Below are 12,257 nucleotides of genomic sequence, written 5' to 3'. Positions count from 1 at the left end.
AGGTTGCAAAAATCATGGAGGTTTGTGTATGAAGATAAGCCTAACTATCCATCCTTGACCTTTGTTTTAATAAAAAACGATTCGTAGTTTAATATGTATTCAGTATATGTTCAAACGCCGTAAGTTTTATTTGGAATATAAATGAGTTTATTGGCTAAATAATAAAATAAAACCAATAAGCATCATTCATATATTGTCGTATAAATAGTTAATTACTAGATTACAAAATATTATCTAAAGATTTAGTAATAGCCTCGCTTCTTTCAACTAATTGCTCAGCTGTTTTGTACATTCTTTTTTTCATTAAATTATTTGCCATAGTGATATAGCGTTTAGATAACTCTTTTTTTAGAGATAGAAGAGGAGAGAAGTTTTCAGGCAATTCATCTGATTGCGAGTTTACTAATTCTTCAAACTCTAAGAGGTCTTTATAATCTGTTATTTCGTCAAGCTTTTCTTCGTAACGAGTAAATCTTGGTTGATAAAATACAATAGCCGCTTGAGTCGGAAAAACGACTTGTTCACCCATCTCCAACTTTTTATTATAAGTTGTTAAGGCATTAATAGCTGATTCTCTTTTTAATAAGTCAGCTATAAGCTCGCCAGCTTTTTTATTATTGGCAAACACAACTTTTCCAACATTAAGTAAGCTTTGTTGAGAATTAACGTCATCATTTTCTATTGCTGTGTTCAAAGCTGCCTGGAAGTTTTCTAGGTGCACTTCTGATGGCTGATATACATAATTACTATCTACCGTTTTTAAATCTGAAACAAGTTCAGTAATATTATTTTGACCTTCTTCACTGTAACGTGATTGCTCTAGTAGTAAGTCTATTCTTGACGTTATATCTGAAATAATAGACTGACGCTCCCTTAGTACACTTTCAAGCTGTATTGACAGCTTTTCTGAGTCAGGGTAATAATCTAGTGCTTTATTATAAATAGTAATAGTTTTATCAAAGTCTTTGAACTCGCTGCCATTTCCGTTGAATTTATTTGCCTCAGACTCAAAGTTTTCTAAAATGTTAGGTTGATTTACTCTTAATAGACCTTGTTTTAGGACGTTATATTGAGGAGGAATTTCACTTAGTTGACCAATTATTGACGGACCCTGCCACGACATCCAAGTTTCTACTTGCTGATTAATAGCTAATGCATTATCGAGTTTAGCTTCTAATTGCTTCAAATCGCTTGTGGTCGATGTGTGATATTGACCAGCTAAAAAGGCGACGGCTATAGATGTTATTGCAATTGCAATTGCCGGCTTGAAGTTTGTATTGTAAGACTTATAGATGTTTTCTAAATTTTTAGGTCTTTGTGCTGCACTAAGAGATAACGCTTTTTTAACATCTTTCCATAACCATAAAGGGCAATGGCTAGGGCGTTTAACGACGTTATTTTGAGGTAATTTATCAGCAGCAATTCTATTAAATGGATGCTTACTACTTAATAATTCATAAGCAATACACGCATATGAAAATATATCGTCTTTAATTGACGCTTTGTTACCTTTTAATTGTTCAGGGCTGGCGTAAGTTGGAGTATAACCACCAATAGAATCAGTACTATTTGCATCATTTACAGCATACTTATCGTCATTACTTTTTTGCTTTGCTATACCAAAATCTAAAACTTTTAACTCACCATTAGAGTTTAAAATAACATTAGAAGGCTTGAGATCATTATGTATAACACCTTGGTTATGTGCGTATATAAGTGCATCAGCAAGTTGCTCTAAAATCACTTTTGCTTTTTTATAAACCATTCCATTTGGTTTGTTACGCTTTATTATTTGTTCTAGTGTTTCGCCTTCAACCCACTCCATAGTGACATAAAACAAATCACCATCAGAGTCAGCTGAGTAAACTTTTACAATATTAGGATGAGCTAATTGCTGAGTTTTAACTGCTTCATCTTTTAGCAGCGCAATAGCCTCTTCTGAATGAGAAAACTCTTCAAGTAAAATTTTAATTGCAACAAAGGCTTCGGGTCTACTCGCGTTTTCTAAAAAAGTATCGCGAGCTCGATAAATATAGCTCATGCCACCTTGACCAATAAGCTCTTCTATTAAATATCGACCAGAGATTGTTTTACCAAGTAAATTTAATTGGGTTTTTCTTGCGGCTGTTTTGTGCTTAGTATCAAGGGAAGCAATTTGAGTTTTATCATTATTGTTATTTATACTGCTCATTATAAATCCTTTTATTGTGTTTAATTGAATAATCGAGGTGTTAAATATTTTACACTAGTATCAATCTTCCCTCTGATATTGACATACATTTTTACAAAATTATCTCGTCTTAGCAATGTTTCAATCAGCAATAAACTTTATATAGCCTTAATAGAGCTAGTTAATAGGTCATATTTCTATTTATAGGTGTATTTTTGTATATATTGGTTCGCATCATTTTATATGGTTAAGTTGAGTTTTAGTATTTATAAGCTATTGTTTTGTATGTTTATGTTGATTTGAGGTTTTAAATTAACCGAAAAAAGATAAAGCAAATTATATGAGATAAAGAAAAAAGGTGTAGATAGAATTTTTATTTCTATTTTACTACTTTTTGCATATTACATATAAAGACGATAATAAAATTTCAGCAATAAAAACTTCAATAATAGCCACTTTAAAAAGTGCGTTTATTTATCTTAATGACAAGTATATTTTTTATATATTAATTTCAATGTTGACAATAGTTTCGCTTCTCATTTATCCTAGCAACACTACAGATTTATGGGACTAACTTATCAAATGGAACTGATACTAAATATAACCAGTTATCATAGACTCTCACCTGAAATTGAAGCTTCAAAAAAAATACAAGAAAACTTAATTTTTGGTCGTTCTGAATCATGCGATTGGCATCTACCAGACCCTGAAAAAATTATATCCAGTAAGCATGGCAATATTAAAAAAGAAGGTGATGCTTTTTATCTTTATGATAATTCAACGAATGGTATTTTTGTAAATTTTGCGGTTGCGCCATTAGGTGAAGGTAATAAACATCGTTTAGCTAATGAAGATGTACTAACTGTTGGCGACTTTCAAATTTCAGTGAAGCTAGAAGAGCTGCAATCAAGCTTTGCAAATGATGTACCTGCTTATTCAAAGCCTGACTTTGAAAGCAGCAGAGTGCAAGATAAACCAGTTAAATCATTCTCACAACCTCAGGACTTCTTGAACGAATCTATTTTGGATGAATCAATGCCTGAAATTTCTATGGTGCAAGAGTCATTCTCTAATTCAGTTGATAAAATACCTGAAGATTGGGATGATCTTTCTAGTCTAATGAATAGCGATCCTGCACCTGAAATAATATCTGCACCTGAAATAGCTCCAACTCCTAGGGTAGAAAGCGTTCAACCTCCAAAGGTTTCTAGCCCAAATAAAGTTGTATCAAATAAGCAAAAAACTAATTCAACTCCCAAGATTGTTAAGCAAGGTAGTTCAAATTTATCTGAGGCCTTTTTAAAAGGCTTAGGGGTAAACCAAGAGTTACAAAACACGCTAGACGATGAAGAACTTTGGTTTGAGATGGGGCAAAGCCTAAATTTGTTACTCACTGGCGTTATGGAATCGCTGCGTCAAAGAGCAACAGTTAAAAGTCAGTTGCGACTAAATCATACAATGTTTCAAACAAAACAGAATAATCCATTAAAGTTTTCTGCAAGTATAGATGATGTTATTCAGAATCTATTCATTAGAAATAGTGCAAGCTTTTTGAATTCTGAAGAATCGATTAAAGAAAGCTTTGCTGATACACGAAAACATGAACATGCTTTGATAGCAGGTGCAACCGGTACATTAAAAGGATTGTTAGAACAGGTATCTCCCACTCATATTAACCAGCAGGCTACTGATACGACTAGCGTACTAAGAATAATTCCTGGGCAAATAGAAGCTAAATCTTGGAAATTATACCAACAATTACACAATGATCTTTATCAAGAAATAAACTCAAAAGGCGCTATGGCTATGTCTGATGACTTTTTGAAAGCATATAATGATAAAGTTAAAGAAATAGATTAGAAAGGATCAAATTAATGTATAAAATCAGGCTCTATTTACTGAGTTTTAGTTTACTATTTTTAGTGTTAGGTTGTGAAACGGTTAATCGGTTTGTTCCACCTTCAACAGATTTAGCGATAAATGTGTCTAAAGATGTAAATCCAGATATATCTGGAAGACCTTCTCCTGTCGTAATGAAAATATTTGAACTGAGCTCAAGAGCAATTTTTGACACTCAAGATTTTTTCAGCTTATACGATAATCCTGAACAATTACTTGGGCCTGATTTATTAAAAAAAGATGAACTAGAATTACAGCCAAGTACTATTCAAAACTATAAAATGAGTTTAAATCGTAATACTCGCTATGTTGGAGTTGTTGTAGCCTATAGGAATATAGACCAAGCCAGATGGAGAGCCGTAATTGAGGTCGATCCTACTGGGTATGATGATATTGACGTGAATGTTGAAGCTATAGCTACATACATGAGAGAAAAATAAAAGGATTTATAAAATGAGTGATAACACTCGTGTTGCTTGGACTGAAGGAATGTTTTTAAGGCCGCAACACTTTCAACAATCAGATAAGCATATCTCCAATGTGATTAAACAAGTTTGCAATAGCAACCTTGTTTCACCTTGGGGAGTGGTTGATTTAAGCATAGATACAGAATTGTTAAGTACAGGTCAATTTGCTGTTGAATCATTATTCGCTATTACGCCTGATTTATTTCCTATAGAAATGCCTCAATCGACGGCTTTACCAGAGCCTTTAATTGTTAGCAAAGATGTTTACGATCAAGTTATTTATCTTGCTATTCCGGCTTTGAAAAATAGTGGAGTAAACCTTTCTGATGCAGAAGATAAATCAGTAACTCGTTATAAATTACATGATTTAACTGTAAGCGATGACTTGTTAGGTAGCCAATCTCAAGAAATTATTCAAGTTGCTAAAGTACATGGCAAACTTATGCTTTCATCAGATGACCATTCTGGATATATAGTACTTCCATTAGCTAGAATAATTGAGGTATCGAGTGAAGGCGCGATTAAGTTAGACAGTAAATATATACCTCCTTGTCTAAAAGTTGGGTTAAACAAACCATTATCTAGTCTTGTAAGAGAAATTGGTTCAATGATTAAACAGCGCGCTGAAAATATCGCGGTAAGATTATGTCAAGGATATGCCGGTAGTACTTCAGTCGCTGACTTCATAATGCTTCAAACACTAAATAAATACGATGCTGTTTTTGAAAACCTATTATCTGCAAGTAATATACACCCAACAACCTTATACACTCGATTGATTGAACTAGCGGGTGAGCTTGCAACATTCAGTACGGTTAATAAAAGAGTTCCAACTTTACCTAAATACGACCATTTAAACTTAGGCGGTGTATTTAGTGAAATAGTTAGCTTTTTATATCAATCGCTAAGCCACGTAATAGAACAAACCGCAACAGAAATAAAACTCGAGCAAAGCAAGTTTGGTATTTCGTTTGGTGCATTGAAAGATAAATCAATCCTAAGTGCTGCCCAGTTTGTTTTAGCTATTAAAGCAAGCGTGCCACATGAAGAGTTACGTAAAATTCTGCCTTCACAAATAAAAATTGGTAGCGTTGAAACGATTCGAGACCTTGTTAATAATCAAATACCAGGTATTACAATTAGTAACTTACCTACGGCACCAAGGCAAATACCTTACCATGCAGGCTTTCATTATTTTGAGCTAAATATGCATGGAGAACACTGGGATAAGTTACGCTCAAGTGGAGGTATAGCACTTCACATTTCAGGTAATTACCCTGAGTTGCAACTAAGCCTTTGGGCTATTAGAACTTAACTTTAATAAGGAAGAGTTTCAATGGATGAAACCATTATCAAACCACGCCCTGGTCGATTAGGGCGTGAAGCCTCACAAAAAACAAGTGCAGATAATAATGCCGACAAGACAGTAATGTCGGTTGAGTCGCCTTCTACTAAATTACCAGAAAACTCTAAGGTTTCTATATTTAAAAATCCTTTAATGGAAGCTGCTACAGATTGTTTTTCGCTTGTTATTTCTATTAATCAATCAACAGAAATGAGTAATTTAGCCGCATTGAAGCACCGCTGTGTTGAAGCTATAAAACGTTTTGAAGGTGAAGTTAGAAATCAAGGTTTATCAAAAGATATTATTAATAATTCTCGCTATTGTTTATGTGCGATTTTAGATGAGTCAGTACTAAACTCATCATGGAGTTCAATGGAATGGGCTGATGAAAGTTTACTTTCTACATTTCATAAAGAAACGTTTGGCGGTGAATATTTTTATACTTTACTTGATAGTGCCCTTGGTCAACCTGAAAAAAACAAACAGTTTTTAGAGCTACAATACCATTGTTTTAATTTGGGCTTTAAAGGTAAATACAGACTTGATTCTACCGGAAGTAGTAAAGTTGAAGAGTATAGATCTCAACTATATCATTTACTTAATCAATTAGATGGTCCAATAAATAATAAACTATCACCAAATTGGAAAGAGCGAGTTGCAGCCGGCGTTGAATTAAGAAATCAAGTGCCATTATGGGTTATTTTTTCTGTTTTAGGTTTAATATTATTAGCCGTATACCTTTTCATTAATATGAGACTTAACAACGAAGTTTTTGAAATTAATGAAAGACTATCTGCTATTCACCCGCTGGCAAAAGAACAAACTATAGATACTAAAAATAATCAACTGTTAGTGCTAGAGCAGCTTATGCAGACAGAGATTCAAATGGGTATTGTGGCTATTACTAAAAATAATGATCGCATCCGAATTTCTATTAGCAATGAAAGCTTGTTTAATCCGGGGGAATCAACATTATTACCTTCATTTCAACCAATCCTCGAAAAGTTAGCATTAAGTTTAGAAGGCACTAAAGGACGAATTTTAATTACAGGTCACACGGACGATAGCCCAATTAGCACCGCAAAATATCCTTCAAATTGGCACTTATCATTAGCAAGAGCTACACAAGTTGCAAACTCAATGGCAAAAAGTACACATTTAAGTGGGCGTTTATGGCCTGAAGGTAAAGGCGCGGCAGAACCTATTGTCAGCAATTCTGATTCAGCTTCTCGGTCGTTAAACCGAAGAATTGAAATTGATTTATTATTTAAATGAGGTTGACATGAGTTTCTCGCAAAAATTTACAAAAATAAAATATGCTCTAACATCTCGAACAGCAATGCTAATTATCGGGTTTATTGCTTTATCGCTACTTATTTGGTTTGGTGGTCCTTTAATTGCTATTGCTGGGTATGTTCCTCTAGAGGGAGTTGCTTATAGGTTTCTTACAATATTATTGATATTACTCATTTTTTCTGTGACAAAAATTTATCGTCTTGTGCAACAAAGCAAAAGAGATGAAAAAATGGCTGATGAACTAATCGATAATGAAAGTTCAAATAGCAATGAAGTTAACGAGGAAATAACCACTTTAAAAGCAAGAATGAGCGAAGCCATTGACTTGCTAAAAGATGTAAAGCTATTCAAAGGTAAAAATATTTACCAATTGCCATGGTATATCATGATTGGTCCGCCTGGTGCAGGTAAAACAACCGTTATACACAACTCAGGTTTAGACTATCCGCTTAAAGATAAGTTAGGGGTAGATTTAGTACATGGTGTAGGCGGTACGCGTAACTGTGATTGGTGGTTTACTAATAAAGCAGTGTTAATTGACACTGCAGGCAGATATACAACGCAAAGCAGCCATGCAAAACATGACTCTCGTGCTTGGGAAGGCTTTTTAGGATTACTTAGAAAGTACCGTCCACTTAGACCGATTAACGGTGTAATGATAAGTATGGGCATCTCTGAATTGATGAACCAAACTAAAACCGAAAGAAACTTACATGCTCGGGCTATTAAACAGCGTCTTCAAGAGCTTCAAAATCAGCTCGGTATGACATTCCCAGTGTATGTTATTTTCTCTAAAGTAGATTTAATTGAAGGTTTTAGAGAGTTTTTTGGTGAGTTAACAGAAGAAGAATGCGAGCAAGTTTGGGGTGTAACTTTTCAGCTGGATTTAGACAAAGACAATCAGGTTGAAGCTTTTAATAAAGAATTTCACACTTTAATTTCAAAGTTAACTGAGATGTTAAATCGCAGACTAATTAACGAGCGAGATGAAGTAATACGCGCTAAGATTTTTGAATTCCCGAGACAGTTAAGAGTCTTACAAGGTGTAGGCTATGCATTTTTAAAAGAAATATTTACACCTAATGCTTACGAAGAGTTACCTATTTTTAGGGGCGTTTATTTAACAAGTGCAACTCAAGAGGGAACACCTTCTAGCTTTCTCAATGATGGAAAATCGGGTAAGTCAGATTATATTAACCAATCAAAAAGCTTTTTCATAAAAAACGTTTTAGAAAGTGTTATTTTTCCAGAACAAAACTTAGCAAGTACTAACAAGCATCATGATAAGCAAAATAAGTGGTTTAGAATTGGTTGTATATCGCTTGCAAGTATTGGCTTAGTTGTATTTTCTGTTTCTTGGTATTTTAGTTTTGCGTGGAATAGTAAGCTTATAGAGTCAACTAATGATGCGGTGACGGTTTATCAAGAACTAGATACAGCTTCATTTGATAGCAATAACTTACTGGTACTCAACGATAGATTAAATGCACTCAGAAACCTACCCGCGAGTAAAACAAAGCTTGTTAGTGAAGATGAATCATCTGCACTTGGTTTTGATAAGTTAAATGAAATAAGAGAAGCATCTGTAGATGTATATAGTCGTTCATTGCAAACTTATTTAGAACCATTTATTGCAAATACACTAATTAAAGAAATGGAAATACATCCAGATCATTTAAGTTATTTATACGAAACTTTAAAATGTTATTTAATGCTTTTTCAACCTGAATACTTTGAAAAAGAAGACATTATTGTATGGTTTGGAGCTTATTTAGAAAGAAACCTACCTGGTGATAAAAATACACAAACCAGAAATGAGTTAATGAGCCATATAGACACATTATTAGACAATGGTGTTAATCAGGTTGAAGTAGATGATCAGGCTGTAAGAATAGCTCGTTCTGAACTTACAAAGCTACCTATTGCTGAGCGTGCATATCAAAGATTACAAGCTGATTTTCTTGATAGTAGTATCCCTCCATTTAGATTAACTGACATTATCAGTTTTGAAAGTGCTCAAAAGTTTACTTTTCGTAATAATGGTGATTTAACAAGAAGTATTCCTGGGCTTTATACGTTTAATGGTTTTCACGGCATTTTCAATATTGAAAAAAGTAAGATGTTAGGTAACTTGATGGATAGCAGCTGGGTATACGGAGAAGAAGCTTCAGGGACTTATGATATATCAAAAGATGATATAGAGAAAAAGCTAGAGCAGCGTTACTTTCAAGATTATATTTTTTATTGGCAGTCATTCTTAGATGATTTAAGTTTAAATCAATATAGCTCACCGAGTGAAGGTGTACGCATAACTGACGTGCTATCAGGCTCTGAAACTCCTATTAAAAATATTATTAATGCAGTTCAAAAAAATGTTCAGCTTACACAGTTACCAGTATCCGAAAATCAAAAAGCGGCAGGTAAAGTAGCGGCAAACGCAGCTGAAATAGCAATGCAGACTAAATCTAATCGAATAAAAAGGTTTTTGCCTTCAGAGGCTCCTAGCTTTGATATCAAATTACCAGGACATCAAGTAGAGGAAGCATTTGAAGATGTTATAAATATTGACGCAGAGCAATTAGATGGTATTCAAAAAAATCTAAGAGAGCTTAATATTTATTTAACTAAGCTGGATAGAGGTGATCAACTAAGAACGTCAATTGAAGATCAAATAAACGGTAAAAGTAAACCGAGCTTTATTCGACAATTGGAGTATCAAAGTAAGGATCTACCATACCCATTTAACAGCTGGTTGCTTGATATAAGTAGAGATACTTCTAATATCACTAAAAATAGTGCAAACAGACACTTAAATGAAATATGGAAGAGCCAAGTACTACGAGAATATAATGCGGCAATTGTGGGTAGGTATCCATTCTCTCCTAACGCAGTTAAAGAAGTTAGCATGAAAGATTTCGCTAGATTTTTTGGACCAGATGGAACAATAGACAGCTTTTTTAATACTTACGTTGCACCAAGTGTTGATACAAGCTCAAGCCCTTGGAAGTTTGAAAAAGATATTGGTATCAGTGACCGAACTTTAATAATGTTTGAACATGCATATAGAATCAAAACGGCTTTCTTTGATGGCGGCAGTGAAACACCAAAAATTGAATTTGGACTGCGTGCAAAAAGGTTAGATAAAAATGTCTCGAGTATTCAAATCGTTGTTGATGATCAGCAACTGATTTACCGCCATGGTCCTCCAAAAATAATTAATTTTGTTTGGCCTAACCCTAATAATCAGCCAAAAACACGAGTGATTTTCACACCTCCTAACGGAGGGCGTTCAATTAATACAACGTACGAGGGTGAGTGGTCTTTTTATCGTATGCTTGATGAATTAAGTGAAAAAAGAAGTAAAACACGTGAAGACTTAGAACTTCACTTCTCATTAATGGGAAGTAACGCGGAGATAGAATTATTGCCTAAATCAATCAGGCATCCATTTTGGAACACGAGTGTAGAGAAGTTTTCATGTCCGACCCGATTATAAATATTGGTTATCTTGGCAAAGTCCCTAGTTTAGGTGACTTTGTGCAAGATAACATTTCTAAAGATTTTTCTGAACATTGGGAGCAATGGCTGCAAGCAGCTATTGCTGTTAGTAAAGAGCAAATAGGGGAAGTATGGAAAGATAAATACTTAACAAGCCCTGTTTGGCACTTTGCACTAAGCCCAAATATAATAGGCGAAAAAGGTGTAATGGGTACTCTTTTGCCCAGTGTTGATGCAGTTGGTCGACATTATCCGTTTACTGTACTTTGTACTACAGAGAGTCTTCCTACAGATATTCTTCATTCTGGAGTGCTCTCTTTAGATTATGAAGATGTTGTATTAAAAGTGCTCGATAGCTCAATAGACCTTTTCTCTTGGAGAAAGGAAGTAGCTAAAGCAATAAATGTAAAAGCGTTAGATAAAAAGCAGTTCATTCATCATAGCTCTGCTGATAAAGCGAAGGATGGAGAAGCATTTGAATTCTCTGGTACCGAATTGCAAGGTAATATCTTGCAAGAAGCAATGCATACCATGTTATATAAAAAGTATGGTAACTACAGCATTTGGTGGACACACGGGTCGTGCAATATTAAACCGATGGTACTTATATCATCGTCATTACCTCCAGTAAATCAAGTCGCAGCAATGTTAGATGGACGCTGGAAGCATTGGGAATGGAATCTGACACAGGTAAGAGACAGTGATGAGTAAATCAAGCTCAAGTTATGCAATTACTCATAGAGGTGCTGTTAGGCAGCTAAATGAAGATGCGCATGCAGAAGTTAATAGCCATAACCTATGGATTGTAGCTGATGGTATGGGCGGTCATGAAGCAGGCGAAGTGGCAAGCCAATTAGTTGTAGATGTTGTTAGAGCAAAGGCACAAGATTTTTCGGTAAATGAGCTCAGCCATATACATATTATTGAAGCGATAGAAGATGCTAATAAACAGCTTAATGATTATAGTGCCCAATATCTTGATAATAAAACGGCAGGAAGCACGGTCACGACGCTTTTTATAAAAGACGATAAATATTATATTTTATGGGTTGGTGACAGCCGAGCTTACTTATTGAGAAACGGTATTCTTGAGCAAATATCAAGAGATCATAGCCAAGTGAATGATTTAATCGATGAAGGTATAATTTCAGCTGAAGATGCTAAAAATCATCCTCTATCTAATGTTATAACTCGTGCTGTTGGTGTTGTTGATGAAGTGCAGGTTGACCTTATCAAAGGCGATATTCATGCTGGTGATATTTTCTTATTGTGCTCAGATGGTTTAACTGGCGAGTTATCAGATCAAGATATCTGTTTAGCACTAGAACCAAAAAGTATAATCGATTCTGGTATGGCACTTATGCATTCTTCTTTAGTTCGTGGAGCAAGAGATAATGTTACTTGCATATTAGTTCGGTACGATGAAATATTAAATGATGATAATCACGAAGTATTTAATTTAAAAGACGAAGCTACTATTCCCTTATTTACTAAACAGTAAACTATTATTTATATTCGATTATATAAGACTATATAATCGAATATATTTTGAATAAACAGAATTGTAACTAGGCTTGTAATT

8 protein-coding genes are annotated in these 12,257 nt (G+C 34.4%); 7 read left to right on the top strand and 1 reads right to left on the bottom strand.

Annotation, left to right across the window (positions count from 1 at the left end; all coding sequences use genetic code 11):
• Positions 1-220 precede the first annotated feature (220 nt).
• A complete protein-coding gene (locus tag GQR56_RS14880; protein WP_166112915.1) occupies positions 221-2,191 on the bottom strand; it encodes a serine/threonine-protein kinase in 1,971 nt (656 codons plus the stop codon).
• A gap of 561 nt (positions 2,192-2,752) precedes the next feature.
• Here GQR56_RS14880 and tagH point away from each other — a divergent pair.
• The 7 genes from tagH to GQR56_RS14845 are packed head-to-tail and all read left to right on the top strand — an operon-like array spanning position 2,753 to position 12,176.
• A complete protein-coding gene (tagH, locus tag GQR56_RS14875; protein WP_166112912.1) occupies positions 2,753-4,030 on the top strand; it encodes a type VI secretion system-associated FHA domain protein TagH in 1,278 nt (425 codons plus the stop codon).
• A 14-nt stretch (positions 4,031-4,044) separates the two neighbouring features.
• A complete protein-coding gene (gene tssJ, locus GQR56_RS14870; RefSeq protein ID WP_166112892.1) occupies positions 4,045-4,509 on the top strand; it encodes a type VI secretion system lipoprotein TssJ in 465 nt (154 codons plus the stop codon).
• 13 nt (positions 4,510-4,522) lie between these two features.
• Complete coding sequence (gene tssK, locus GQR56_RS14865; RefSeq protein ID WP_166112889.1) at positions 4,523-5,851, top strand: type VI secretion system baseplate subunit TssK; 1,329 nt, start codon at positions 4,523-4,525, stop codon at positions 5,849-5,851.
• A 21-nt stretch (positions 5,852-5,872) separates the two neighbouring features.
• The gene (gene tssL, locus GQR56_RS14860; RefSeq protein WP_166112886.1) at positions 5,873-7,156 is read left to right on the top strand and encodes a type VI secretion system protein TssL, long form; all 1,284 of its coding nucleotides are present in this window, start codon (positions 5,873-5,875) and stop codon (positions 7,154-7,156) included.
• Between the two features lie 7 nt (positions 7,157-7,163).
• On the top strand, positions 7,164-10,673 hold the full coding sequence (gene tssM, locus GQR56_RS14855; RefSeq protein ID WP_166112883.1) for a type VI secretion system membrane subunit TssM: 3,510 nt from the start codon (positions 7,164-7,166) through the stop codon (positions 10,671-10,673).
• The gene (gene tagF, locus GQR56_RS14850; RefSeq protein ID WP_166112880.1) at positions 10,655-11,386 is read left to right on the top strand and encodes a type VI secretion system-associated protein TagF; all 732 of its coding nucleotides are present in this window, start codon (positions 10,655-10,657) and stop codon (positions 11,384-11,386) included. Before tssM ends, tagF begins: the two co-directional genes overlap by 19 nt.
• Positions 11,379-12,176, top strand: a complete 798-nt coding sequence (locus tag GQR56_RS14845; protein ID WP_206018187.1) for a protein phosphatase 2C domain-containing protein — start codon at positions 11,379-11,381, stop codon at positions 12,174-12,176. The genes tagF and GQR56_RS14845 overlap by 8 nt, the downstream gene beginning before the upstream one ends.
• Positions 12,177-12,257 lie beyond the last annotated feature (81 nt).

The sequence above is a fragment of the Pseudoalteromonas sp. Z9A5 genome (genome assembly GCF_011378875.1).
GTDB lineage: Bacteria > Pseudomonadota > Gammaproteobacteria > Enterobacterales > Alteromonadaceae > Pseudoalteromonas.
Note: the sequence above shows the minus strand (reverse complement) of the source record. Positions and strands in the feature narration are given on the sequence as shown.

Excerpts from the sequence above, each read along its gene's own strand:
- GQR56_RS14880 (WP_166112915.1), bottom strand. The coding sequence starts at position 2,191 with ATGAGCAGTATAAATAACAATAATGATAAAACTCAAATTGCTTCCCTT.
- tagH (WP_166112912.1), top strand. The coding sequence starts at position 2,753 with ATGGAACTGATACTAAATATAACCAGTTATCATAGACTCTCACCTGAA.
- tssJ (WP_166112892.1), top strand. The coding sequence starts at position 4,045 with ATGTATAAAATCAGGCTCTATTTACTGAGTTTTAGTTTACTATTTTTA.
- tssK (WP_166112889.1), top strand. The coding sequence starts at position 4,523 with ATGAGTGATAACACTCGTGTTGCTTGGACTGAAGGAATGTTTTTAAGG.
- tssL (WP_166112886.1), top strand. The coding sequence starts at position 5,873 with ATGGATGAAACCATTATCAAACCACGCCCTGGTCGATTAGGGCGTGAA.
- tssM (WP_166112883.1), top strand. The coding sequence starts at position 7,164 with ATGAGTTTCTCGCAAAAATTTACAAAAATAAAATATGCTCTAACATCT.
- tagF (WP_166112880.1), top strand. The coding sequence starts at position 10,655 with ATGTCCGACCCGATTATAAATATTGGTTATCTTGGCAAAGTCCCTAGT.
- GQR56_RS14845 (WP_206018187.1), top strand. The coding sequence starts at position 11,379 with ATGAGTAAATCAAGCTCAAGTTATGCAATTACTCATAGAGGTGCTGTT.